This is a genomic window from Ensifer sp. ENS10 (assembly GCF_014852025.1).
GTDB lineage: Bacteria > Pseudomonadota > Alphaproteobacteria > Rhizobiales > Rhizobiaceae > Ensifer.
In genome coordinates this window covers 743,119-768,803 of record NZ_JACVAS010000001.1, presented here as the reverse complement: position 1 = coordinate 768,803, position 25,685 = coordinate 743,119, and the positions used below count along the sequence as shown (strand labels likewise).

Below are 25,685 nucleotides of genomic sequence, written 5' to 3'. Positions count from 1 at the left end.
TCATCGGCATCAGCCGTTTTCCGGGTCGAGCAGACGATGCATGTGAACGATGAAATAGCGCATGTGAGCGTTGTCGACGGTCATCTGCGCCTTGGATTTCCAGGCAACGAGAGCGCTATCGTAGTCCGGGTAGATGCCGACGATATCGAGCTTGTCCAGATCGCGGAAGTGGACGTCCGTCAGCGTGGTGAGTTCACCGCCAAAGACGAGGTGCAGACGTTGTTTCTTCTCGGATTCGTGAGCCATCGGAATTCCATTTTTCTTTTTGGGTATGGGCGTTGATTTGAGGCATTCGGCCCCAAAGGTCAATGGGGCTCCATCGACCGCGATGCGGCGATCAGGCCTGGCAAGAGCGGCTTTGCCGCTGCGCAGAGAACGCCGTGAACGACGCTGGAGCGATTGTAGGACAAGGGCTGCTCGTCGAGATCGACGAGCGCGCCACCGGCCCGGGCGAGAATGAGATCGGCCGCAGCCAGATCCCAATCATGGGAATTCTTCTTCACCAGCGTACCGTCGATCCGCCCGTCGGCAACCATGGCCAGCCGATAGGCAAGCGACGGAACATGCGGCACGCGTGTGACGGTGTTGCGATAGACGGCCGGAAGCTTGCCGACCGTATCTTCGGCGGCCGCCAGATGCAGCGTTTCCCCGGCCTTCGCCTCTCGCACCGAGATCGCCGTGCCGTTCTTCAGCGCGCTACCGCCGGCAACCGCCTCGAAGAGTTCGTCAAGCGCCGGGGCATAGAGGACGCCGGCGACGGGCTTCCCCCGGTGGACGACCGCAACGCTGACGCACCAGAGCTCCTTGCCGGCGATGAAGGCACGCGTGCCGTCGATCGGATCGACGACGAAGACCGTTTCGCGGGTCAGGCGGCTGGAATCATCGTCTGTCTCTTCCGACAGCCAGCCATAGCCGGGTCTCGCTGCGAGCAGCCGCGTCTTCAGCACATCGTTTGCCGCCAGATCCGCTTCGCTGACCGGCGAGCGGCCCTCGTTCTTCCAGCGGACATCGGGCGATTTGCGAAAATAACCGAGCGCCGTTTCGCCGGCGACGACCGCCGCGGCGCGGATCAACTCGAGATCCGGCTTCCAGTCCGCGCCCGATGGTGCTGTGTCGAACATTCAAAACCCCGTCAGCCCGCCTCTCCTATAGCACGAGAGCCGGATCGGCGCGGGTCCCCGCGCCGGTTTGTCTTCGGCCTGTTTAGAGACCAGCGAGCGTCATGCCCTCGATGGCAAGCGTCGGTGCGGCAACGCCGAACTTGCGATCGATGTCGTCTGCCGGCGTCAATGCCATGAACATGTCCTTGAGATTGGAGGCGATCGTCACCTCGGAGACGGCAAAGGTGAGTTCGCCGTTTTCGATCCAGAAGCCGGAGGCGCCGCGGCTGTATTCGCCGGTCACCATGTTGACGCCCTGGCCGATCAGTTCGGTCACGTAGAAGCCGTTGCCGACACCGCGGATCAGATCCTCACGCGAGATCGAACCCGGCTCGAGCGCCAGATTGGTCGAGGCCGGGTTGACCGTCGGGCCGCCGCGCACGCCGCGACCGTTGGTCTCCAGGCCGAGTTCGGCAGCGGCGGAGGTCGACAGGAACCAATGCTTCAGCACGCCATCCTCGACCATCGCCAGCTTCGAACCGCTGACGCCCTCGCCGTCGAAGGGACGCGAAGAGGAGCCGCGCACGATCAGCGGGTTGTCGGTCACCGAAAGACCCGCCTTCATCACCTGCTTGCCCATCCGGTCACGCAGGAAGCTCGTCTTGCGGGCGACGGCCGCACCGTTGATCGCGCCCGCCAGATGGCCGACGAAGCCGCGCGCCATGCGCGGATCGAAAACGACGGTGACGTTCTTGGCCGTCGGCACCTGGCGCGGATTGAGGCGTGCCACCGCGCGCTCGCCGGCAAGTCGGCCGATCTCCTCGGCCGGCCGGAGGTCGCCGACATAGAGGCGGCTGTCGAAATCATAGTCGCGCTCCATCTTCGTGCCTTCGCCGGCAATCGCGCTGACGGAGCAACCGAAGCGGGTCGCCATGTAGGAGCCGGAGAAGCCGTGCGACGTGACGAGAACCAGACCGCCCATGCCGGCCGAAGCGCCGGCGCCGCTGGAATTGGTGACGCCTGAGACCGCAAGTGCTGCCTCTTCGGCAGCCAATGCCGCTTCCGTCAACGAATCCGTGGAAACGGCGGTGGGGTCGAAGAGGTCGAGGTCGGGGTAGGAGCTTGCGAGCCGGTCCGCATCGGCGAGCGAGGCAAAGGGATCTTCCGGCGAAGCCTTGGCCATGGCGACGGCGCGTTCGGCGAGCAGCTTCAGATCGAAGCCCGGATTGGCCGAGACGCTGGCGACGCGTCGCCCGACGAATACCCGGAGCGAGAAATCGTCGCTTTCGGAGGCTTCCGTCGCTTCGACCTTGCCGAGGCGCACGGAGACGGAACGGGAGCGCCCGCGCACCACCACCGCATCCGCCGCATCGGCGCCGGCCTTTCGGGCGAGGTCCACGAGTTCGGAGGCGCGTTTTTCGAGGTCGGCAGAATCGATCGTGTCTGACATGATGTAGCCTTTCATTCCTGCCCCATTTATTGTGCAGTGACGCAGGCATCAAGGGCATCGGCCTGATTCCCGCCCATACACCGCAAATGACCGCTCTCGAAAGCTCCCTCATCGGGGCCGGGTGCCCAATAGTGAAAGCCGCAGGCATGGCAACGACACCGATCATCTATTCTCAGGCGCTGATGCTGCTCGGCGGCGCAGTGGTCGCCGCACCAATCTTCAAGCGGCTCGGCCTCGGCACTATCCTCGGCTATCTCTGCGCCGGCGTGCTCATCGGTCCGGTCGCCCAAAGCATCACCGATGGCGAGCAGATCCTGCATGTCTCGGAGCTCGGCGTCGTGTTCCTGCTGTTCATCATCGGCCTCGAATTGAAACCGTCACGTCTCTGGCAGATGCGGCGCGATATCTTCGGCCTCGGCACGGCTCAGGTCGTGCTGACCGGCATCGTGCTCTCTTCCATGATCTATGCCCTCGGGCTCCTCGGCCAGGGCGGCAGCATCATCGCCGGCTTCGGCCTGGCGCTGTCGTCGACCGCCTTTGCCATGCAGATCCTCGACGAGGGCAACGACCGCAACACCCGCTACGGGCAGCGATCCTTCTCCATTCTCCTGCTGCAGGATCTCGCGATCGTGCCGCTGCTGGCGCTGATCCCGCTTATGGCGGCGCAAGCGCCTGAGGATACGACACCGCCGCTCGAGGATTTTGCGATCGCCACCACAGCGATCGTCGTGCTCTTCGCTGCCGGCCGCTACCTCGTTAACCCCCTGTTCCAGATCATCGGCCGCACGGGCGCCCGCGACGTCATGATCGCCGCCGCCCTGCTCGTCGTCATGGGCGCGGCGACCATGATGCAGCTTGCCGGACTCTCCATGGCGATGGGTGCCTTCCTCGCGGGTGTGCTCTTGGCGGAATCCTCCTATCGCCATGAACTCGAAGCGGATATCGAACCGTTCCGCGGTATCCTGCAGGCTCTGTTCTTCATGGCCGTCGGTCTGTCGCTGGAGCTTGGCGTCATCGTCGAGCGCTACCAGCTGATCATCATCGCCGTGCCGCTCTTGATGGCGTTGAAGAGCCTGGTGCTCTACTGGCTCTGCCGGCTCACCGGATCACACCACAACGACGCGGTGCGCATCAGCCTGCTCCTGCCGCAGGGCGGCGAATTCGGCTTCGTGCTGTTCACCGCGGCGGCAACCGCTGGCGTCTTCTCGGATGGCGACGCCTCGTTGCTGGTTGCGATCGTGACGCTGTCGATGGCGCTGACGCCGCTTGCCTCCATGCTGGCCGCAAAGCTGATGCACGAACAGGACGAGATGGACGAGGAGATCGAAGAAGATTTCGACGGCGCCAATGCCGACGTGCTGATGATCGGCTTTTCCCGCTTCGGCCAGATCGCGGCGCAGATCCTGCTCGCCGGCGGCCGCGACGTGACGATCATCGACCATTCGGCCGCACGCGTGCGCCAGGCCGCGACCTTCGGTTTCCGTATCTATTTCGGCGACGGCAATCGTCTCGACGTGCTGCGCGCGGCCGGCATCGAGCGGGCCAAGATCGTCGCCGTCTGTACCCAAAAGAAGGAAACGACCGACCACATCATCGACCTCGTGCAGTCCGAATATCCAAATGCACGCATCTACGCCCGCTCCTACGACCGCCTGCATACGCTGGAACTGCGCGCCAAAGGCGTCGACTACGAATTGCGCGAGACTTTCGAGTCCGGCCTGCTCTTCGGCCGCAAGACACTGGAGGCTTTGGGGGTCGGCGACGACGAGGCAATCGCCATCATGGACGACATCCGCAAGCGCGACGAGGCCCGGCTCGTGCTGCAGGAGGCCGAAGGCATCACCGCCGGTCGCGACATGCTGCATTCGCGTCCCGTCAGGCCGGAGCCGCTGGTCAAGCCGAAGCGCGAGGTCGATCACTCCCAGGAGACGGGCGAACGGATCCTGCCGGGGCTTCCTGCCGACGAGCGCGAGAGCGCGTAGTCTCGCTCAGGCGAACCGCCCCTCAGTCGTCGGCGTTCACTTGAGCGTCGGCGCCCGCATCCGCTCGTCGAGCGCCCGTTTCAGCTGGTCCTTGATGGCGACGGTTCCGTTCAGCACGTCCTGGGCCCGCAGAAAATCCATCACCCGGTAGCGGCCGACATCGGGGCGCAGCAGGATATCCGGTGCCCCTTCCTTGAGCTTCATCGCGATGATCGACTGCATCATCAACTGGCTCGCACCGAACAGGCTGTCGATGCGGCTCGGGATCGTCTTGCCGTCGCCGTCAGGACCACCGACGACGTCGACGGCGATGACGATGTCCGCCAGGCCGCGCAGATGATCGAAGGGGATAGGGTTGTAGATGCCGCCGTCGATCATCACGCGCCCGCCGATCTTCACCGGGATGAAGATCGCCGGCAGGGCAGCGGAGGCAGCCAGCGCCTGCCACAGGTCACCCTTTTCGCAGATATGTTCTGTCTGGCCGTAATAGTCGGTAGCGACCACCTTGAGCGGAATGCCTAGATCCGAGAACTTCGGCGGAATGGCCTCGGGCAGAAAAGCCCTGAGAACGCGCTCGACATTGAATTGCCCGAAACGAAAACCGTTCGCCATGGCTTCGGAAAGGCTCGACGGCCGCAATTGCCAGAGCCGATTGAGGACCTCGCGGCGATGGCCGATGGTCGAGAGCGTGTGGCCCCTGATCTCTTCGCCGCGCATGCCGGCCGCCATGCCGGCACCCATGATTGCGCCTATCGAAGAGCCGGCGATCGCCACCGGGCGAATGCCGAGCTCGTCCAGGGCCTCGATGACGTGAATATGCGCAAGCCCGCGCGCGCCGCCGCCGCCAAGCGCCAGGGCCACCGTCGGTTGGCTCGTCACCTGCGTCGGCGCCTTCGTCATCGAAAGATCCTGCTTCATCGGCATGTCCTCCGCTTCTGCATGATTCCCTAAAGCGGAATCATTTTAAGGACAAATTATGCAGAAGGTCGCCGTAAGGCGCGGGATAAGGAAACGTGTATGGTCGGCGTCAGCCTATCTTCGCAAAGAAATCGAAAATATGACGGTCAGGCACCGCGGAAGCGGTAGAAATGCATGCGTGTATCGCCGAAGGCTCTGACATCGAGCCGCTCGAACACGGCCGTCGGCGCGGGCTGAACGTCCGCCCGCTCTTCGAGGATCACCAGTGCATCGGGGACGAGCCAATTGCCGGCGGCGGCAGATTCCAGCGCCTTCTCGCCGAGACCCTTCGCGTAGGGCGGATCGGCGAAAACCAGATGAAACGGCTCCATCGTGCCGACGCCGCCGAGGCTGGTGGCGTCACGGCGGAAGACCTTGGCTCGGCCCTGGAGGCCGAGCGTTTCGATGTTCGTCTGCAGAAGTCCCCTGCCCTCGACGCCCTGCTCGACGAAGAGTGCCTGCCGGCACCCGCGTGAGAGAGCCTCGAAGCCAACGGCGCCGGTGCCCGCAAAAAGGTCGAGCACACGGGTGCCGTCGAGCGCCTCCGGATAGGAATGGCTCAGGATGTTGAACAGGCTTTCGCGCGTCCGGTCCGTGGTCGGACGGATATCGTTGGACTTGGGGGTCGCAAGGCTGCGCCCCCGAAACTCTCCACCGACGATACGCACCGCCGCTTAGTTTCCTCTGCCGCGCGGCTTGCCGCCGCCGGCCGGGCGTCCGCCACCACCGGAGCGTCCAGCGCCGCCGGGGCGCCCACCGCCGGGTTTGCCGCCGCCGGGCTTGCCACCGCGCGGACCGCCAGTGCGTTCGCCAAAGGACTTTCCACCGGACGGCTTGCCCCCGAAGGACTTGCCGCGGGGTTTATCGCCGAACGGACGGTCCCCGCCTTCACGGCGCGGCGGACGATCGCCCTCGGCGCGTGGGGCTCTTGGCTTGTCGGAATAGCTGCGCGGGCCGCCGTCGGCGCGGGCAGGCCGATCACCGAACGGTCGGTCTCCACCTTCGCGGCGTGGCGGACGATCGCCCTCGGCACGCGGGGTCCTCGGCTTGTCGGAATAGCTGCGTGGACCACCCTCGGAGCGGGCAGGTCGATCACCACGCGGGCGGTCGCCACCTTCGCGGCGGGCAGGCCGGTCGCCATCGGCGCGCGGGAACCGCGGCTTGTCGGAGAAGCTGCGCGGCCCGCCTTCAGAACGAGCAGGACGGTCGCCGCCTTCACGGCGCGCAGGACGGTCACCGTGATCGCGCGACCTGCGGTCTCCCGCGTCGCCCGCCTTGCGCCGACCGAAGCCGCCATCCCGGCCCTCGTCCTTGCCGCGACGGGCAGGCTCGCTGGCGCTGATCCATTCACCCTCTTCGTCGCGACGCTTGACCGGCGCGGCCGCAGCGGGACGATCGAAGTCCCTGTGCGAGCCGCCCTTGCGGTCCGGGTCGAACTTGCCGGATGTCTTCGTCGCAAAGCCATCCTTGCTGCGACCGTAGCGCTTGGTCTTCGGCGCGCCTTCCGGACGCTCGCGACGGGCGGGCTTCTCCGTGGCGTCGCCTTCAGCGGATTTCGGCTTCTTTTCGGCCAGCGGACGGGCGCCCGGCGCCATCCAGACATTGGCGGTGCGGGCGCGCTGCGCCGGCGCGCGCTTCGGCCGGTCCTCAAACTTGGCGTCACGGTCGTCGCGGGAGCCGCCCTTGCCACGAGGACCGTCCTTGCGGCCGCCGTCACGGCGATCGTCGCGACGCGTGTCGAGCCGGGCCAGAGCACGCTCGCGCTTGTCCTCCGGCTTTTCCCAGCGGTTGGCACGTTCAGGCCGGCGCGTATCGGCGGTATCATCCTCCGGCGCGTCGCCGGCTACGGTCGCTGCCTGATCGTTGTAAAGCGGTGCGTCGAAGTTTGCCTTGGCATCCTCGATCAGGCGCGGCCCGAGCTGATCGCGGAGCGTCCGGCCACGGATTTCCTGGACATGTCCCTCCGGCAGTTCGCCGAGCTGGAAGGGTCCATAGGAAATGCGGATGAGGCGGTTGACGTCGAGACCGAGCGCGCCGAGCACGTTCTTGATCTCGCGGTTCTTGCCTTCGCGCAGCCCCATGGTGATCCAGACGTTCGAGCCCTGCACCCGGTCCAGCGTCGCCTCGATCGCGCCATAGAGCACGCCGTCGACGGCGATGCCGTCCTTCAGCCGGTCGAGCGCTTCCTGATCGATCTCGCCGTGGGCGCGAACGCGGTAGCGGCGCAGCCAGCCGGTCGACGGTAGTTCGAGCACACGGGCAAGACCACCATCGTTGGTCAAAAGCAGCAGGCCCTCGGTGTTGATGTCGAGGCGGCCGATCGACAGAACGCGCGGCAGTTCGTCGGGCAGGTTTTCGAATACGGTTGGGCGGCCTTCCGGATCGGCATTGGTGGTCACTAGGCCGGCCGGCTTGTGGTAGAGCCAGAGGCGCGTGCGCTCGATGCCGCGGATCGGCTGACCATCGACCTCGATCGCATCGGCAAGCGTCGCGTTGACGACCGGCGTATCGAGAATGACGCCGTTGAGCTTGATGCGGCCTTCCATGATCATGCGCTCGACGTCGCGGCGCGAGGCGACGCCGGCGCGCGCCAGGATCTTGGAGATGCGCTGCGGTTCGTCGACACCCGGAGCAGCCGCGTTCGGGCGCTCCCTGGCCGGACGCGAAGCGCCGGTCTTTGGTCCGAAGGACTTGGGGCCGTCAGCCTTCGGTCCGGAGGTCTTGGCGCCAAATGTCTTCGGGCCTGCAACCTTTTTCGGTGCTCCAGCCTTCTTGTCGGCGAAATGCGGTTTCTTGTCCCGGCCGGCGGACTTGCCGCCAGGCCGTGTGGGCTTGTCTTTGGATGTCATTTGTGTTGCCTGCCTTTTGCGGCTGTCCTATCAGGTCGCGGCCCGTGGGTTAAGAGAAATTATTGTTTGAGCGATGGCTGAGACGACACACTTCATGGATGTGGCCCTTGAGGAGGCCAGGAAGGCGGCAGAACGCGGCGAAGTGCCGATCGGCGCCGTGGTCGTTTTCGATGGCCAGATCGTCTCCCGCGCCGGCAATCGCACCCGTGAACTCAACGACGTGACTGCACATGCGGAGATTGTCGCCATCCGCGAGGCTGCTGCCGTCCTCAAGGACGAAAGGCTGACGGGCGCCGATCTCTACGTCACCCTCGAACCCTGCACCATGTGCGCCGCGGCGATTTCGTTCGCCCGCATCCGCCGCCTCTACTACGGCGCGGACGATCCGAAGGGCGGCGCGGTCGACAGCGGCGTGCGCTTCTTCGGTTCTCCCACCTGCCATCACGTGCCGGACGTTTATTCGGGCCTCGCCGAGCGCGAGGCTGCCGACCTTCTCAGGAATTTCTTCGCCGGCAAGCGGTGAAACCAATCCCGACTCTGAACGCGAGCCCGTTTCAGATTTTCTGAGGTCGCCTCAGTCGGCCGCGAAGCTTTCGAGGGCCGCGCCGGAGAGACGGTAGCGCGTCCATTCGGACATCGGCTCGGCACCGACCGCCTCGTAGACCCGTATCGCCGGCTCGTTCCAGTCGAGCACGCTCCATTCGAAGCGGCCGCAGCCTTCCTTGACGGCAATTTTCGCCAGATGCTTCAGCAGCATCTTGCCAGCGCCGGAGCCACGGCAATCCGGCGTAACGTAAAGGTCCTCAAGGTAGAGACCCTTGCGTGCCTGCCAGGTCGAATAGTTGTAGAACCACATGGCGAAGCCTGCGGGCTTGCCGTCCTTCTCGCAGATCACGGCGCGGGTAATGGAACCCGGACCAAAGAGCGAGGCCTGCAACATCTCGACCGTCGCCTCGACTGCGTCGGGCTCCTTCTCGTAGATGGCAAGTTCGGTGATGAAGCGCAGAATGGTCTGCGCGTCTTCCGGGCGAGCGTCGCGAATGCTGATCGTCATGGCTTATGCGCTGCTTAGAAAGGCCAATACCACTTGGAGCCGGAATTCTTGATCTGCGCCTCCTTCTTGCGGCGGCGCTCCTTGTCCTTCTCCGGCTCGCCGAGTTCGGTCTCGGTACCCTCCGGCAGGCGGCGGTAATCAAGCGGCGGATCGCTGAGGAAGCGTCGCTTGTCGGAATAGGCGCCCATCTCGATCTTACGGCCTGCGCGATAAGCTTCCTGCTGCTCCTTGGCCGAGAGCCGGCGGCCGTTGGCGCTAGCCTTGGCAAGCGGGGAAACGTAGTTCGGGTTGTTCTTGTTCGCGTCGGCCTCTTCGCGCAGACGGTTGCGAACCTCTTCCGGAGACTCGACCCATTCCGGGTTAGCCTCACGGCTGGCAAGCGACTTCTGCGGCTCGACGAGAGCAGTCTGCTGCGCCGACGGCGGCAGAACGAGGCCGGGGCGCGGCTGATACTTGACCGGATCACGCTTCGGCGGGCCGAAGCTGGCGACGCTGCCGAGGTCGTCCATGAGCTGTTCGCCGGCGGTCTTGTCCGTGCCATAGGTCGGGCCGCCGATGCAGCCCGAAAGCACCAGGCCGCTCGTCAAAATGGCGGCCACGCTGGCAAACACTCGCAACTCTCGCGTCATTTCCATGAGATTCCTTCCAGCCGGCCACCGGTCAGCGCGGCCACTCAAGCGCCCATGGCGGAGAAATCCGCCAAATTTCGGGCAGGTTTTACCGGATGAACGCAACGAGTGCAATTCATCCGGTAACAATGCGTTAAGCCTTGAAACCAAGTTCGCGCAAGGCAGCGGCGTCACGGGCCGACACGTCGGGGTAGATCGGGTCGGAACCGACATCGGTCGTGATCCGCCAGGAGCGGGCGCATTTCTGGCCTTCGGCAAGCTTCGGCACGACGCTCACCTTGGCCACGTCGGCAAGGCGGAACGCATCCGCAGGGCCTTCCGCGGCTTCGATCACGATGCCCGACGTGATGCAGATCTCGGCGAAGTCCTGGCCTTCCAGCGCCTTCAAGAGTTCCGGATCGGCGACGTAGACGACCGGAGCCGCTTCCAGCGACGAGCCGATGCGCTTGTCCTTGCGCTCGATCTCGAGCGCACCGGTGACAACGGTGCGGACCGTACGGATCTTGTCCCACTTGGCTTCGAGCACATCGTTCTTCCATTCCGCCGGGATCGCCGGGAACTGTTCGAGATGCACCGAAACCGCATCGGGCTTCCGCGACAGCCAGGCTTCTTCCGAGGTGAACGGCAGCATCGGCGCCAGCCACAGGACGAGGCAATCGAAGAGCTTGCGGATGACGGCGAGTGCCGAACGGCGGCGCAGGCTCGACGGCGCATCGCAGTAGAGCGCGTCCTTGCGCACGTCGAAATAGAAAGCCGAGAGCTCGACGTTCGAGAAATCGATCAACGCACGGGCGATCTTCTTGAAGTCGAAGGCATCGTAGCCTTCGCGCACAAGCTGATCGAGTTCCGCCAGCCGATGCAGCATCAGCTTTTCGAGTTCCGGCATGTCGGCATAGGCGATCTCTTCACCCTTGTCGTGGGCAAGCGTGCCGAGCATCCAGCGGACCGTGTTGCGCAGCTTGCGATAGGCGTCGATGTTGGTCTGGATGATCGTCTTGCCGAGACGCTGATCCTCCCAATAGTCCGTCGTCATCACCCACAGGCGCAGGATATCGGCGCCGGCATCCTTCATCACCTCCTGCGGCGTGACGGTGTTGCCCTTGGACTTCGACATCTTCTCGCCCTTCTCATCCATGGTGAAGCCATGGGTGACAACGGCGTTGTAGGGCGCGCGGCCGCGCGTCGCGCAGGCCTCGAGCAGCGAGGAATGGAACCAGCCGCGATGCTGGTCCGAACCTTCGAGATAGACGTCGGCCGGCCACTTCAGGTCCGGACGGTCTTCGAGCGTGAAGGTGTGGGTCGAACCGGAATCGAACCACACGTCGAGGATGTCCATCACCTGGTGCCACTTTTCGTGGTCGTGGTCGTTGCCGAGGAAGCGATCCTTGGCACCTTCGGCAAACCAGGCATCGGCGCCCTCCTGCTCGAACGCGTCGAGGATGCGGGCGTTGACGGCCTCGTCGATCAGGATCTCGCCCTGGTCGTCGGCAAAGATCGCGATCGGCACGCCCCAGGCGCGCTGACGCGAGAGCACCCAGTCCGGGCGTCCCTCGATCATCGCGCGCAGGCGGTTCTGGCCGGCGCCGGGAACGAAGCGGGTGTCGTCGATGGCCGAAAGCGCACGCGAACGCAGCGTTGTGCCGTCGCCGAACGCCTTGTCCATATAGACGAACCATTGCGGCGTGTTGCGGAAGATGACCGGCTTCTTGGAACGCCAGGAATGCGGATAGGAGTGTTTCAGGCGGCCGCGGGCAAAGAGCGCATGACGGGCGATCAGCGCCTTGATGACGCGATCGTTGGCGTCGCCCTTCTTGCCCTTGTCGTCGATGACGCGGCCGGCGCCACCTTCGGCATCGGGACCGAAGCCATGGGCGTCGGCAGTGAAGTAGCCGGCATCGTCGACCGTGAACGGGATCGCCGAGGAGATACCGCGGGCTTCGAGCGCGCGGGCACTGTCCATCCAGGCATCAAAGTCCTCGCGGCCGTGACCGGGGGCGGTGTGCACGAAGCCGGTGCCGGCATCGTCGGTGACATGATCGCCATCGAGCAGCGGCACCTTGAAAGCGTAACCGCCACCGAGACCATGCAGCGGATGGGCGCAGGTGACGGCAGAAAGCTCGTTGGCCTCAAGGTCGCGAACGAAATTGAAGGTGAGCTTGGCCTTGGCTGCGGATTCGTCGGCCAGGCGCTTGGCGAAGATCAACTTCTCGCCCGGCTGCGGGCCGAAGTCGTTCTCGGCGGTCGCCACTTCATAGAGGCCATAGGCATAACGCGACGAGAAGGCGATGGCGCGGTTGCCCGGGATGGTCCAGGGCGTTGTCGTCCAGATCACGACGAAGGCGCCGGAAAGCGCGTCCGGACCTTCGGTGACCGGGAACTTCACCCAGATCATGTCGCTCTCGACATCGGCATATTCGACTTCGGCTTCGGCAAGCGCGGTGCGCTCGACGACCGACCACATGACCGGCTTGGAGCCGCGATAGAGCTGGCCGAGCTTGGCGATCTTCATCAGTTCGCCAGCGATGCGCGCTTCCGCATGGAAGTTCATCGTCGTGTAGGGATTGTCGAAATCGCCCTCGATGCCGAGGCGCTTGAACTCCTCGGCCTGGACCTGGATCCAGCCGGAGGCGAAGTCACGGCACTCCTTACGGAATTCGTTGACCGGGACCTCGTCCTTGTTCTGGCCCTTCTCGCGGTATTTCTCCTCGATCTTCCACTCGATCGGCAGACCGTGGCAGTCCCAGCCGGGCACATAGTTGGCGTCGAAGCCGCGCATCTGGAACGAGCGATTGATGACGTCCTTGAGGATCTTGTTCAGCGCATGGCCGATGTGGATGTTGCCGTTCGCATAGGGCGGGCCGTCATGCAGCACAAACTTGTCGCGGCCGGCGGCCGATGCGCGCAGCTTCTTGTAGAGGCCCATCTGCTGCCAGCGGGCCACCGTTTCCGGCTCCTTCTGCGGCAGGCCGGCGCGCATCGGGAATTCCGTCTGCGGCAGATAGAGGGTCGAGGAGTAGTCGATCTTTTCAGCGGTATCGGTCATGGTCTTTGCAATCGCTTCTTCGCGCGAGGGGCCGCGCATACGAAATGGGCTCGGTATCGAGAGATGACTGGGGCGTCGGAAACGCCGAAATCCCGGACCTTCCGGCTGACTAAAGCGCGCGGAAGGCCGGGCCAATAATTCGCTGATCGATGATCAATCGACGGTGCCGGGTCATGGTGGCCGGTTGTTTAAGGCGTTTTCCGCCTTTTGAAAAGGTCCGCCGCTGCGCGGACGCCGAATTCTTTTGTCAGGCGAAGTTGAGCTTGCGGTCGATGTCGCCGAGCGGCTGCACACCGGAGAGCAACGCCCGCGCCTCTGCCTCGTCCTGACGGATCTGCGCCACCAGCGGATCGAGCCCGTCGAACTTCAGTTCGTCGCGCAGGTAGCTGAAGAAGGTGACCGCACAGATCTCGCCGTAGAGATCGCCCGAAAAGTCGAAGACGAAGGTTTCGAGCAGCGGCTCGCCGTCGCTGTCGACAGTCGGACGGCGCCCGAAGCTCGCGACGCCGTCGTAGAGCGAGCCGTCGGCCCGACGGAAACGCACGGCGTATATGCCAGGCCTCAGTTCCACCTCGGGCGCAAGCCGCATATTGGCGGTGGGAAAGCCGAGTTCGCGGCCGAGCTTCTTGCCGCCGATCACTTCCGCCTCGACCAGATAGCGATAGCCGAGCATGCCGGCAGCTTGCGAGACATCACCTTCGCCAAGCAGCGAGCGCACGTAACTGGACGAGATGACCGATGCGTTTTCGTCGCGGAAGGCATCGACGAGCGTCACGCCAAATCCGTTATCGCCGCCGGCCGCCATCAGGAAGGCGGGGCCGCCCTCGCGCCCCTTGCCGAAGTGAAAATCGAAACCGGTGACGACATGCGAGGCGTGCAGCCATTCGAGCAGGATACGGTGGATAAAATCCGATGCGGAAAGCTGCGAGAAGGTGCGGTCGAACGGATACTCGATGACGGCGCCGAAACCCATGCCTTCGAGAATGCGCGCCTTCAGCGGTGCCGGCGTCAGTCGGAAGACCGGGGTTTCCGGACGGAACACGGTTCTCGGATGCGGCTCGAAGGTCAGCACGAGCGCCGGCACACCGCGCGCATTGGCCTCCTCCAGCGCCCGATTGAGCACCGACTGGTGACCACGGTGCACGCCGTCGAAGTTACCGATCGCGACGACGCCGCCGCGCAGATGCTGCGGAAGCGGATCACGGGTCTCGTTGCGATGAAAAACCGTCATCTCCGTCTTCCCGTCAGGCGAGCCGCGGCATCCAATATTTCGGCGACGCGCCTTCCTTCTTCAGGAAGGCGGCGAGCTTCGCCTCGTCGGTGCGGCTTTCGTTCATGTATTCCTGGGCGTGGATACCGGCACTGATATAGAGCAGATCGAAGCCGGCATCCTGGGCACCCTTGACGTCCGTCGGCATGCCGTCGCCAACGGCGATGACACGCGACAGGTCAAGCGCGCCGCGAACGGCCTTCGCCTCGGTCAGCGCCGCACGGTAGATGGCGATATAGGGCTTGCCGGCAATGCGCGCCTCGCCACCGAGCTCTTCATAGAGCTTGGCGATTGCGCCGGCACAGGGGATCAGCCTGTGGCCGCGCTCGACCACCAGATCCGGATTGGCACAGATGAACGGGATCTTGCGCTTGGCAAGCCCCGTCAGTGTCGCGCGGTAATGCTCCGGCGTTTCGGTTTCGTCGTCATAGAAGCCGGCACAAACGACCGTCTCAGCATCTTCCGACGAAACGATCTGCGTTCCCAGGCCTTCGAGCAGCGGCAGGTCGCGCTCGGCACCGATGAAGAAGATCTTTTTGGCGGCGGCGGCGATCAGCGCGCGGGTCACATCGCCCGAGGTCACGATCCGGTCGTAGGCTTCGTCCGGCACGCCGAGACCGCGGATCTGGATCTTCACACCCGGATGCGGACGCGGCGAGTTGGTGATCAGCACCACAGTCAGGCCGGCGGCACGCGCCTCGGCCAACGCCTCGCAAGCGGAGGCAAAGGCCTGCACGCCGTTATGAAGAACGCCCCAGACATCGCACAGCACCACGTCGTAGCGCGCAGCGATTTCCCGAAAACTGTTGATCCTTGCGGCCATTCTGGCTTCCTGCAAACACGGTTTCCGGCTTGCATGGCAAGGAAGGCAGGAGATTACAAGTCTCGGCGCCCGAAAAAGGCGCCCCCTCCCAAGGATTCCGGCGGTGTCGGGCGTCAAAGAAAAGTGCATTGCCGATGCCGCCCGCTTCGCCAAAGCACTTTGTAGCGGTTATCAACCGTCAAAATCCCGCCAATGCCATTCGTCGACGCGATCGCCTACATTTCGCCAAGAATGGGGCTAGGCTGCCTACGCCCTCGCCTGCTGCGCTCGCCCAAGGCTACTGCCGCCGGCAAAAAATCTAGGCGCCGATCCTTGACTCACCCCATACCCAGGCTTATCTCGGCATCGCTAGCACTCGATAAATGAGAGTGCTAACACCCATCCATCGGGTCGATCAGCGATCCGTAATGTCATTTGATCGAGGGATTAGACTAATGGCAAGCACCAACTTCCGCCCGCTGCACGACCGCGTCGTCGTTCGCCGCGTCGAGTCTGAAGAGAAGACCAAGGGCGGTATCATCATTCCGGACACCGCCAAGGAAAAGCCGCAGGAAGGCGAAATCGTCGCCGTCGGTTCGGGCGCCCGTGACGAAAGCGGCAAGGTTGTTGCTCTCGACGTCAAGGCTGGCGACCGCGTTCTGTTCGGCAAGTGGTCGGGCACCGAAGTCAAGATCAACGGCGAAGACCTTCTGATCATGAAGGAAGCCGACATCATGGGCATCATCGGCTGATCAGCCGTCGTCCACCCCTTTTTATGACAACCAATGGGCAATGAGCCCGGGAGTTTTCTCTAATGGCTGCAAAAGAAATCAAGTTCGGCCGCACCGCGCGCGAAAAGATGCTGCGTGGCGTCGACATCCTCGCTGACGCGGTAAAGGTCACGCTCGGCCCGAAGGGTCGTAACGTCATCATCGACAAGTCCTTCGGCGCTCCGCGCATCACCAAGGACGGCGTATCGGTCGCCAAGGAAATCGAACTCGAAGACAAGTTCGAAAACATGGGCGCCCAGATGGTCCGCGAAGTTGCTTCGAAGACCAACGACATCGCCGGCGACGGCACCACGACTGCAACCGTTCTTGCCCAGGCGATCGTTCGCGAAGGCGCCAAGGCCGTTGCTGCCGGCATGAACCCGATGGACCTGAAGCGCGGTATCGACCTCGCCGTCACCGAAGTCGTCAAGGATCTCCAGGCCAAGGCCAAGAAGATCAACACTTCGGAAGAAGTCGCACAGGTCGGCACGATCTCGGCAAACGGCGAGCGTCAGATCGGCCTCGACATTGCTGAAGCGATGCAGAAGGTCGGCAACGAAGGCGTCATCACGGTTGAAGAAGCCAAGACCGCCGAAACCGAACTCGAAGTCGTCGAAGGCATGCAGTTCGACCGCGGCTACCTCAGCCCCTACTTCGTCACCAACCCGGAAAAGATGGTCGCTGACCTCGACGACGTCTTCGTTCTCCTCCACGAGAAGAAGCTCTCGAACCTCCAGGCCATGCTCCCGGTTCTCGAAGCTGTCGTTCAGACCGGCAAGCCGCTCCTGATCATCGCTGAAGACGTAGAAGGCGAAGCTCTTGCAACGCTCGTCGTCAACAAGCTGCGTGGCGGCCTGAAGATTGCTGCTGTCAAGGCTCCGGGCTTCGGCGATCGCCGCAAGGCCATGCTCGAAGACATCGCCATCCTGACGGGCGGCACCGTGATCTCCGAAGACCTCGGCATCAAGCTCGAAAACGTCACGCTCGACATGCTCGGCCGTGCGAAGAAGGTTTCGATCTCCAAGGAAAACACGACGATCGTCGACGGCGCCGGCCAGAAGGCCGACATCGAAGGCCGCGTTGCCCAGATCAAGGCCCAGATCGAAGAAACCACCTCCGACTACGACCGCGAAAAGCTGCAGGAACGTCTTGCCAAGCTCGCTGGCGGCGTTGCCGTGATCCGCGTTGGCGGCTCGACGGAAGTCGAAGTGAAGGAAAAGAAGGACCGCATCGACGACGCTCTCAACGCGACGCGCGCTGCTGTTCAGGAAGGCATCGTACCGGGCGGCGGCGTTGCCCTGCTGCGTTCTTCCGTCAAGATCACCGTCAAGGGTGCCAACGACGACCAGGAAGCCGGCATCAACATCGTTCGTCGCGCTCTGCAGGCTCCGGCCCGCCAGATCGCAGAGAACGCTGGTGACGAAGCTTCGATCGTTGTCGGCAAGATCCTCGACAAGGACCAGGACAACTTCGGCTACAACGCCCAGACCGGCGAATATGGCGACATGATCGCCATGGGCATCATCGACCCGGTCAAGGTCGTTCGCACCGCCCTTCAGGACGCAGCTTCGGTTGCCGGCCTCCTCGTCACGACGGAAGCCATGATCGCCGAACTGCCGAAGAAGGATGCACCTGCTGGCATGCCGGGCGGCATGGGCGGCATGGGTGGAATGGACATGATGTGATAAGGCGATAGCCTTTTCACATTAGCGATCCATCCGGATCGGAAGGGCGGCCCTCGGGTCGCCCTTTCTCGTTTTTTATCAATGCCGTTCGCGGCTGGGCGAGCCCCCCGCCAATCTCTCCGCAGAAAAAAGCCGCCGGTTGTAGTCCGGTTTCAAAAAACCGTTGAAGTCGAAAAAAAACGAACTATAACAGCGCCCCAAGTGGGCGGAGATTGATGGGAGATCGGGTAGCGAACTCAAGCGGGCGAACAATCGCCGAAGCTTTTTCGCACTAACCGAACATCCGAGACCTCTTCGAGAATATCACGAAAAGCATATAAGTATTTAATCGCAAATTGAGCCGACCTCCCCGACGAAATTACTTCGTAGGCGAGCTTCATTACTATCTCGCGACCTTTCGAGTTGAACAAACGCCCGCAATAGGTGGCGTGTACTCTTGCATTGGTTGATGGTTGGGCGGAATTTGCACAATAGGACGTGTTTCCTGGGGCGTCGAAGACGATGTCCAGGAATGCTGCTGGGGTAGACCGTGTTCAAGATCACGAGAGCAAATTCCGTTCCCCTCGGCTCTCCGGGACAGCCGCACCTCGACCTGCCACATCATGAGTTCCTGCAACAGTTCTGTGCGGCGGAAGGCTGGTCGGGCGACTTGTCCACGGGGCTGTTCCGGCTTGGCGAGAAAGCTGCCGCCATCCATGGCCTGCGCGACGGCGAATGCGGCCTGCTCAACTTCGTGCGCTGCTACGACCCAGCCGACCGCAACCACGTGCTCGAGCTTTTCGAGCAGGCGGCGACAAGCTGCTCATCTTTCTGCTTTTCGACGACGATCGCACTCGAAGAGCACGGCCAGAAACAGCCGCTGTTCTGCATCGGCGAATCCTCAGGCCTCGAACAGCGCTATTCCGGCACGATAACGGGTGTCTTCTTCTTCCCGCGCTTCCTGGTGGAAGGCGCCGGCCGGACGTTGCTGCGGCAATAGCGCAAGCCTGACCCGGCCGACAGTTCGCGCAGACAAGGCGCTCGCCATGGACGCGACCCTCGCGATGATGACGTCCGCCGATCAGGCGGCGGCCGCCTCTTCGTCGCCGCTGAAGAGGAGCGTTATCGGGGCCGGCCGGCCGAGCAGATAGCCCTGTGCCTCGTCGCAGCCTTCCGCCTGCAGGATATCGAGCTGCGTCTGCGTCTCGACGCCCTCGGCAAGGACCGGCACCGACAGGCTCTGTCCGAGCGCCAGGATGGCGCGGACGATCGCCTTGGCCTGCGGGCTGCCCTCCACTTCCCACATGAAGCTCTTGTCGAGCTTGATCTTGTCGAAGGGGAAGGAGCGGAGCGTTTCAAGCGACGAGTACCCGGTGCCGAAATCGTCGATCGCGATCGTCACGCCGAGCTCCTTGATCTGACGCAGGGTCAGCAGCGCGCGCTCCTTGTCGTCGATGATCGTCGACTCCGTGATCTCAAGCTCCAACCGGTTCGGATTGAGCCCGGTCTCGGCAAGCACGTCCTGCACCAGGCTGACGATATCGCCATTGGCGAGCTGGACCGGCGACAGGTTGACCGCGATCTTGTGGTTGCTCTCCCAGCCAGCCGCCTCGCGGCAGGCTTCGCGCAGCACCCACTCGCCGATCGGCAGGATTGCACCGCACTCTTCGGCGAGTGGAATGAATTCGCTGGGCGGCACCATGCCGCGTTCGGGATGATGCCAGCGCAGGAGCACCTCGTAGCCGATGACGACGCCGGTCATCACCGACTTCTGCACCTGGTAGTGCAGAGCAAGCTGCTTCTTGTCGACGGAATCCCAGAGATCGTTGGCAAGTGCGCGCCGCTGGCGGGCAGCCTCGTCCATCGAAACCTCGTAGAAGCAGACGGTCTGGTTGAGCGCGGCCTTCGCCCGGTACATCGCAAGGTCGGCATTGTTGATCAGCGTATCGGCCGTTTCCGCATCCTGCGGGTAGATGGCGACGCCCATGCTGCCGCCGGACTTCAGCTCGAAATCGCCGAAGCGCATTTCCTCGTGCAAGCTCTTCTCGATCCGCCGCAGGAAGTCGTTGAGTTCGGCCAGTTCCTCGAAGCGTTTGACCGCGGCGAACTCGTCGCCGCCGAGGCGCGCCACGAACTCGCCTTCCTGCAACAGGCCCTTCACGCGCTGGGCAATCGTCACCAGCACGAAATCGCCGGCGGCATGACCGTGCAGGTCGTTGACTTCCTTGAATTTGTTGAGGTCGATGCCGATGACGGCAACCTTGCGGTTGAACCAGGCGGCCGCATCCAGTTCCTCTTCGAGGTAGCTGCTGAACTGCAACCGGTTCGGCAGGCCCGTCAGGCTGTCGTGACGCGCAAGGAAGGTGATCTGTTCCTCGGTATCCAGGCGCTCGGTAATGTCTTCATAGGTGCTGACCCAGCCACCATCGGGCAGCGTGCGGTGCTTGGTCAGGATCGAGCGGCCGTTGGCGAGCTTCTCGACGATATCGCCACCGCCCTTGCCGACCATTTCGATCCGGTGTTTCTGATAGAGTTCCTCGGCCTTGGCTCGCGCAATTTCGGGCTCGGCGTAAATGCGGGCGAAGACGATATCGACGATCTCGCGGAAGGTCAGGCCTTTGCCGGCAAGCGTCTCGGAGAAGCCGAAGATCTCGCGGCAGCGTCGGTTCGACAGGAGCAGCCGGTCATCGCTATCGAACAGGCAGATACCCTGCGACATGTTCTCGAGCGCGACATCGAGGTTGTTGCTGACCTCAGCGATGCGATCGGCATCGGCCTTCGCCTTGGTGGTGTCCTTGACGATCTTGATGAAGCCGGCGTGCTTGCCCTGCTCGTCCAGGAACGGATCGATCACCACATGCGCCCAGAAGCGAGAGCCGTCCTTGCGATAGCGCCAACCCTCGTTCTCAAACTTGCCCTGGGCCACGGCAACCTCAAGCGCGCGGCGCGGCAGGCCATCGCGCTGATCGTCGTCCGAATAGAAGCAGGCGAAATTCTTGCCGATGATTTCCTCGGCGGCATAACCCTTGTTGGCCTCGGCGCCGGCATTCCAGCTCGCCACGCGGCCATCGACGTCGAGCATGTAGATCGCGTAGTCCTTCACGCTGCGGACGAAGCGCGTGAACTCCCGTTCGGTCGCGGCGGCGGAGAGCTCGGCATGATGGGCAAAGCCGGCGGCAACCAGCACCAAGGACAGAAGGAAGAAGGCGGTTCCGGCAATGACGAAGGCAAGCAGATGCGGCTGGATCATGCCTTCATAGGTCGGGGTGATGAGACCGACTTCGATCGTCACGGCGCCCATGGCGGTGAAATGCAGTGCGACGATGCCGAGCGTCATCAGGAGCGTCGCGATGATCTTCGCCTTCAGCGGCTTGCCCATACGGGCAATCGTGCCGAGTGCGCCGATGTCGAACAGCGAGCCGAGCACGATCGACGCGACAACGAGCGTGGCGTCCCAGCGCAGGTTGCCGGGAACATCGAGGGCGGCCATGCCGAGGAAATGCATGCAGGCAACACCGGCGCCGAGCACTAGGCCGCCGGCAATCCAGGCCAGCCGATCCTGCACGCAGGTCGCGATCAGCAGCGCTGTCGTGGTCAGCACGATCGCAACGGCCAACGACAGGGCCGTCAGATCCATCTGGTAGCCAAGGACGACCCCGGGGTCGTAGGCAAGCATGGCGATGAAGTGGGTGGCCCAGATGCCGAAGCCGCTGGCAATGCCTGCAGCCACCGCCCAGATCGTCCGCGCCTTGCCGGAAGATCCACGAGCGCGCTGCAACAGCGCCACCGCGCCGTAGCTGGACAGGAAGCATATGAGCGCCGCCAACGCGACCAGCTTCGGATTATGCTCCACCACCAGGCATGTAAGAACCTTGAACATCGCAATCGCCTAAATCAACAACCGCCGGGAAACGAGACCTTTCGCCTCCAGTTAAGCGGCCTGTGTTGACGGCAGGTGATTTAAGGAAATGATAAATCGTCGCTCCAGCGCACAATTGCGTGGCCAAACAGTCGTTTCGTCGTTAACGAAATTTGAAATTGGACCGCCTGCAAGTTGCAGCAGGTGGAAAGCGCGGCCAGGCGTGGTCCCGCTCAGGGCTGCGATAGCAGCGCCTTGAGGTCCGATTGCGGATCGGCAATGACGGCCCGGTCGGGATTGATGCCGGTCTCGAGGAGCTTCTTGCCCGTCACATAGGCCTTGGCGTCATTGATCGCATCGACCGCCACGAAGCGTCCCTGCTTAAAGTACCAGACGGACACACTGCCCTCGCGCTGACCAGGCCTGACGATGGTTTCGTCATGACCGAGTCCAAAGCCGGCGATCTGCAGCTTGACGTCGTACTGGTCGGACCAGAACCAGGGCTTGGGTTCGTAGGGGTGTTCGCTACCGGCGAGGATTGCCGCAACGGCCTCGGCCTGCTCGACGGCGTTCTGCACCGATTCCAGCCGGATGCGCAGGTCCTCCCAGGGAAGCACGGCACAATCGCCCATAGCGAAAATCGCCGGGTCGGTAGTTCGCCCGAAGGCATCGACGACAATGCCGTTTGCCGTTTCGAGGCCGGCGTCATGCGCCAGGCGGTCATTGGCGGTGACACCGATCCCGACGATGACGACATCGACCGGCAAGACCGAACCGTCGGAGAGTTCGGCGGCGGTGACGCGGCCGTTTTCGCCGACGAGACGATTGAGGCCGGTCCCCTCGCGGATATCGACGCCGCGGGCGTGGTGAATATCGCGCACCAGGCCGGATGTCGCCGATGAGGCAACGCGCTGCAGGATGCGGTCGGCCATCTCGATGACCGTGACCTCGAGCCCGCAGGTCCGGGCGACCGCCGCCGCTTCAAGGCCGATATAACCGCCGCCGACGACCAGGGCGCGACGGCCGGGCTTCATTTCCTCGGCAAGGCGATCCGCGTCCTGGAAGTCGCGCACGACGAACACGCCGTCGAGATCACCGCCGACGGAAGCCGGCAACCGGCGCGGCGTGGCGCCGGTCGCAAAGGCGAGCACCTCGTATTCGAGCGAGGTCCCGTCGCTGAGCGTCACGCGCTTGCCGGTGCGATCAAGGCCGGTCACGGTCGTCTCGAGCCGTATGTCGACATTGTGCTCGCCGTACCAGGCCTCCGGCCGATAGAGCAGTCGATCGAGGCTCATCTCGCGCAGCAGGTATTTCTTGGAAAGCGGTGGGCGTTGATAGGGCAGGCTCGCTTCGGAGGCGACGATGGCGATCGGCCGCTCGTCCTTGAGGGCACGCAGCTTGGCAACCAGGGCAAAGGCGGCCTGACCGCCACCGACAACTACAAGCCTTCCCGACACGCTTCTCACCTGCTTCTTATTCGTCTGTACAGCAAGGCCTAGCCTTGCGCCCGAGCTTCGTCAACTCAGGCACAGGGCTGTCGTGATTGCTATTCCTTGCGCGGCACTTCCATGCCCTTTAGAGCCGCCGGGCGCGACAGGCCGCGCTCGACCCAGGCCATCACGTTCGGAAAGCTCTTGTAATCGAGGACCTCGGCTCCGCCATAGAACCTGCGCGCGCCTTCGACCCAGGGGTAGGTGGCGATGTCGGCGATCGTGTAATCGTCACCCATCAGCCATTGCCGCCCCTCAAGGCGCGCTTCCAGCACACCGAGAAGGCGCTTCGCTTCGTCACGGTAACGCTCGACGGGATAGGAATTGTTGGCGACCTTATCGGCAGCGAACTTGAAGAAATGACCGAACTGACCGAGCATCGGGCCAATGCCACCCATCTGGAACATCACCCAGCAGATGGTCTCGTAGCGACCGGCCGCATCGGCCGGCAGCAGTTTTCCGGTCTTTTCCGCCAGATAGATCAGGATCGCGCCGGATTCGAACAGGCCGATCGGCTTGCCGTCCGGGCCATTGGGATCGATGATCGCCGGAATGCGGCCATTCGGATTGAGCGAGACGAACTCCGGCGATTTCTGCTCGTTGGCATCGAAGGCAACCCGGTGAGGCTCGTAGGCGAGACCCAGCTCTTCGAGCGCGATCGAGACCTTCACGCCATTCGGCGTCGGCAGCGAATAGAGTTGGATAATATCGGGGTTTTTCGCCGGCCAGCGCTTGGTGATCGGAAAGGCGGAAAGATCGGCCATGAAGGTCTCCTGGAAACGAAGCGGCAAGGGCGCCGTCTGCACGCCTTACATAGGAGCGGAGGGCGCGCTTTGTGAGGGCCCTACTTTAATTTTTGCAGTCCACGGGGCCAGCGAGATAGCCGTAGGCTCCGCCCTGCCCCGTTCGCAGCGTCAAAGCACGCCGCGAACCGCCGCAATAACCCGTGCCACGACCGGATCGCCGGCATGCGCCGATTTACGCGCCCGCACCAGGCAAGCCTCGGAACGCAGGATCACGCCGTCCGTCAGGATCTTCAGATGGTTCGCCTTCAGCGTCGAGCCGGTCGAGGTGATATCGACGATGATGTCGGCCGAGCCGGACGCCGGCGCGCCTTCGGTCGCACCGAGGCTTTCAACGATGCGATAGAGCTGGATGCCGTGGCTTCCCGAGAAGTGGTTCTGCGTCAGCCGCCAGTACTTTGTCGCGATCGCCAGGCGGCGGCCATGGCGGGCACGGAAGTCGGCGGCAACGTCGCCGAGATCGGCCATGGTGTCGACGTCGTACCAGATCTCCGGCACTGCGACGACGACATCGGCATGACCGAAGCCGAGACGGGCGCAGAACTCGACGCGGGCATCGGCATTGGCGAGCCCCTCGCGCACCAGGTCTTCGCCGGTGACGCCGAAATCGATCGAGCCATTGCCAAGTTCGCGGGAAATCTCGGAGGCCGACAGGAACGCGATCTCCACATCATCAGAACCTTCGACCCGGCCGCGATAGGAGCGATCGTTACCGACGGCGACGATCTTCATGCCGGCCCGCTCAAAGATCGCCGAGGCGTCATCCTTCATCCGGCCTTTGGACGGCAGCGCGATGGTGATGGTCATTGAACGCCTCCCTGGGAGGTAATCGCCTTTTCGATGCGGTCGAGCCAGAGCGAGAAACCGACGGCGGGAATGTGTTCGCGGGCGCCGAGCAGCGTCAGCAGCCGGTCAAAGCGACCTCCGCCGGCCAGAACTGCCTGAATGCCGGCGACTTCGACCTCGAAGACGAGGCCTGTGTAATAGTCGAGCGGACGACCGAAGGCAGCGCGGTAGCGGATCGCGCCTATGTCGGCACCGGCCTTGGAAAGTGCTGCGACACGGGCATCGAAGCGGATGAGCGCCTCATCGAGCTTGAGGCCGGACTTCTGCGCGAAGGCGAAGAGTGCCGCCGGAGCATCGGCGAGCGGAACGTCGAGCGCCAGGAACGCGCCAACCTGGTCCAGCGTCTTGCGATCGAGCTGCGTGTTCGCCAGCTCCATCTTTTCCTTCAGCCGCCGGGCGATGTCCTGCGGCGAGCGGCTGGCATTGGTGGAGTAGCCGGTCGATTCCATCGTTTCGGCGATATGGGCGATGAGGCGGGCTTCATCCTCAAGCAATCCGTCCATCGACAGGCGCACCACCTCAGGGCCGAAGACACCGACCGTCCGCGGATGAGCGAGTTCGGTGAGCAGCTTCTGCAGGTGCTTCTGGTCGCCAAAGGCATGGATCAGCCGCTTCTGCCAGCCGGCCGGCAGGCCGCAGGCGCCGACGACGGCTTCGAACACAGCCTGGTCACCGAGAGTCACGCTGAGGGCGCGACCGGGTAGACGGTTGGCGACAACACGCATGGCATCGCCGACGATGCGCGCATCGGCGCTGGCGATATCCGTATCACCGAGATCCTCGATGCCGGCCTGGTAGAACTCGTTGCCGCCTTCGCGGCGCTGGCGGAAGACCTCGCCGAGATAGGCGTAGCGCTTCGGCGTGCCGGTCACCGCCTCGATGTGGCGCAGGCAGACCGGAATGGTGAATTCCGGGCGCAGGCACAGGCTCTCGCCGGTCTCGCTCTCGGTCATGAAGATGCGACGGCGCAGATCCTCGCCGGCCATGGCGAGGAAGGGTTCGGCCGGCTGGATCACCGGCGTGTCGACGCGCAGCGCGCCGAGGCTTTCGAAATCGGCAAGCAGCGCGTCCGCGAAAATGGGTAGGTTGATCAGAGGCATTTTCTACTCATACCAAC

At 63.4% G+C, this 25,685-nt stretch carries 21 protein-coding genes; 5 read left to right on the top strand and 16 right to left on the bottom strand.

Annotated features, from left to right (window positions below; all coding sequences use genetic code 11):
• Positions 1-9 precede the first annotated feature (9 nt).
• From IB265_RS03720 to IB265_RS03710, 3 genes are all read right to left on the bottom strand, one after another.
• Positions 10-246, bottom strand: coding sequence for a DUF4170 domain-containing protein (locus IB265_RS03720; RefSeq protein WP_057250859.1), 237 nt, complete (start codon positions 244-246; stop codon positions 10-12).
• Between the two features lie 59 nt (positions 247-305).
• Positions 306-1,121: a 3'(2'),5'-bisphosphate nucleotidase CysQ gene (locus tag IB265_RS03715; protein ID WP_057250860.1), complete on the bottom strand. Its 816-nt coding sequence runs from the start codon at positions 1,119-1,121 to the stop codon at positions 306-308.
• An 82-nt stretch (positions 1,122-1,203) separates the two neighbouring features.
• A complete protein-coding gene (locus tag IB265_RS03710; RefSeq protein WP_057251099.1) occupies positions 1,204-2,550 on the bottom strand; it encodes a TldD/PmbA family protein in 1,347 nt (448 codons plus the stop codon).
• A 146-nt stretch (positions 2,551-2,696) separates the two neighbouring features.
• Between IB265_RS03710 and IB265_RS03705 the strand changes: the two genes are divergently transcribed.
• Positions 2,697-4,532: a monovalent cation:proton antiporter-2 (CPA2) family protein gene (locus IB265_RS03705; RefSeq protein WP_057250861.1), complete on the top strand. Its 1,836-nt coding sequence runs from the start codon at positions 2,697-2,699 to the stop codon at positions 4,530-4,532.
• Positions 4,533-4,568: 36 nt separating this feature from the next.
• Here IB265_RS03705 and IB265_RS03700 read toward each other — a convergent pair whose 3' ends face one another.
• The 3 genes from IB265_RS03700 to IB265_RS03690 form a co-directional block, all read right to left on the bottom strand.
• Positions 4,569-5,450, bottom strand: coding sequence for a patatin-like phospholipase family protein (locus IB265_RS03700; RefSeq protein WP_057250862.1), 882 nt, complete (start codon positions 5,448-5,450; stop codon positions 4,569-4,571).
• Between the two features lie 146 nt (positions 5,451-5,596).
• The gene (gene rsmD / locus IB265_RS03695; protein WP_057250863.1) at positions 5,597-6,157 is read right to left on the bottom strand and encodes a 16S rRNA (guanine(966)-N(2))-methyltransferase RsmD; all 561 of its coding nucleotides are present in this window, start codon (positions 6,155-6,157) and stop codon (positions 5,597-5,599) included.
• A gap of 6 nt (positions 6,158-6,163) precedes the next feature.
• Positions 6,164-8,338 carry a pseudouridine synthase gene (locus tag IB265_RS03690; protein WP_058325441.1) on the bottom strand — a complete coding sequence of 725 codons (2,175 nt, stop codon included), beginning with the start codon at positions 8,336-8,338 and terminating at the stop codon, positions 6,164-6,166.
• Between the two features lie 73 nt (positions 8,339-8,411).
• On the opposite strand from IB265_RS03690, the gene IB265_RS03685 reads away from it, so the two are divergent.
• A complete protein-coding gene (locus tag IB265_RS03685; RefSeq protein ID WP_057250867.1) occupies positions 8,412-8,861 on the top strand; it encodes a nucleoside deaminase in 450 nt (149 codons plus the stop codon).
• Positions 8,862-8,912: 51 nt separating this feature from the next.
• Here the strand turns inward: IB265_RS03685 and IB265_RS03680 are convergent, their stop codons facing one another.
• The 5 genes from IB265_RS03680 to IB265_RS03660 form a co-directional block, all read right to left on the bottom strand.
• Positions 8,913-9,392: a GNAT family N-acetyltransferase gene (locus IB265_RS03680; protein WP_057250869.1), complete on the bottom strand. Its 480-nt coding sequence runs from the start codon at positions 9,390-9,392 to the stop codon at positions 8,913-8,915.
• 14 nt (positions 9,393-9,406) lie between these two features.
• Positions 9,407-10,027 carry a hypothetical protein gene (locus tag IB265_RS03675; RefSeq protein ID WP_057250871.1) on the bottom strand — a complete coding sequence of 207 codons (621 nt, stop codon included), beginning with the start codon at positions 10,025-10,027 and terminating at the stop codon, positions 9,407-9,409.
• A gap of 127 nt (positions 10,028-10,154) precedes the next feature.
• Complete coding sequence (gene ileS, locus IB265_RS03670) at positions 10,155-13,064, bottom strand: isoleucine--tRNA ligase (RefSeq protein ID WP_057251100.1); 2,910 nt, start codon at positions 13,062-13,064, stop codon at positions 10,155-10,157.
• A 247-nt stretch (positions 13,065-13,311) separates the two neighbouring features.
• Positions 13,312-14,295, bottom strand: a complete 984-nt coding sequence (locus IB265_RS03665) for a bifunctional riboflavin kinase/FAD synthetase (protein WP_057250872.1) — start codon at positions 14,293-14,295, stop codon at positions 13,312-13,314.
• 13 nt (positions 14,296-14,308) lie between these two features.
• Positions 14,309-15,157 (bottom strand): TIGR01459 family HAD-type hydrolase, encoded by an 849-nt coding sequence (locus IB265_RS03660; protein WP_057250874.1) that lies wholly within the window; start codon positions 15,155-15,157, stop codon positions 14,309-14,311.
• A gap of 434 nt (positions 15,158-15,591) precedes the next feature.
• Here IB265_RS03660 and groES point away from each other — a divergent pair, with 434 nt between their 5' ends.
• The 3 genes from groES to IB265_RS03645 all read left to right on the top strand — a co-directional run bounded on the left by groES (position 15,592) and on the right by IB265_RS03645 (position 18,570).
• Positions 15,592-15,888, top strand: coding sequence for a co-chaperone GroES (groES, locus tag IB265_RS03655; protein WP_004675403.1), 297 nt, complete (start codon positions 15,592-15,594; stop codon positions 15,886-15,888).
• 62 nt (positions 15,889-15,950) lie between these two features.
• Positions 15,951-17,591 (top strand): chaperonin GroEL, encoded by a 1,641-nt coding sequence (gene groL / locus IB265_RS03650; RefSeq protein WP_057250876.1) that lies wholly within the window; start codon positions 15,951-15,953, stop codon positions 17,589-17,591.
• 529 nt (positions 17,592-18,120) lie between these two features.
• Positions 18,121-18,570, top strand: coding sequence for a hypothetical protein (locus IB265_RS03645; RefSeq protein ID WP_057250878.1), 450 nt, complete (start codon positions 18,121-18,123; stop codon positions 18,568-18,570).
• A gap of 81 nt (positions 18,571-18,651) precedes the next feature.
• Here IB265_RS03645 and IB265_RS03640 read toward each other — a convergent pair whose 3' ends face one another.
• The 5 genes from IB265_RS03640 to IB265_RS03620 all read right to left on the bottom strand — a co-directional run bounded on the left by IB265_RS03640 (position 18,652) and on the right by IB265_RS03620 (position 25,668).
• Positions 18,652-21,450, bottom strand: coding sequence for an EAL domain-containing protein (locus IB265_RS03640; RefSeq protein WP_057250879.1), 2,799 nt, complete (start codon positions 21,448-21,450; stop codon positions 18,652-18,654).
• A 212-nt stretch (positions 21,451-21,662) separates the two neighbouring features.
• On the bottom strand, positions 21,663-22,886 hold the full coding sequence (locus IB265_RS03635; RefSeq protein ID WP_057250881.1) for an NAD(P)/FAD-dependent oxidoreductase: 1,224 nt from the start codon (positions 22,884-22,886) through the stop codon (positions 21,663-21,665).
• A gap of 89 nt (positions 22,887-22,975) precedes the next feature.
• Positions 22,976-23,683 (bottom strand): glutathione binding-like protein, encoded by a 708-nt coding sequence (locus IB265_RS03630; protein ID WP_057250883.1) that lies wholly within the window; start codon positions 23,681-23,683, stop codon positions 22,976-22,978.
• A gap of 150 nt (positions 23,684-23,833) precedes the next feature.
• Positions 23,834-24,529: an ATP phosphoribosyltransferase gene (gene hisG / locus IB265_RS03625; RefSeq protein ID WP_057250885.1), complete on the bottom strand. Its 696-nt coding sequence runs from the start codon at positions 24,527-24,529 to the stop codon at positions 23,834-23,836.
• Positions 24,526-25,668 carry an ATP phosphoribosyltransferase regulatory subunit gene (locus IB265_RS03620; protein WP_057250887.1) on the bottom strand — a complete coding sequence of 381 codons (1,143 nt, stop codon included), beginning with the start codon at positions 25,666-25,668 and terminating at the stop codon, positions 24,526-24,528. The genes hisG and IB265_RS03620 overlap by 4 nt, the downstream gene beginning before the upstream one ends.
• Positions 25,669-25,685 lie beyond the last annotated feature (17 nt).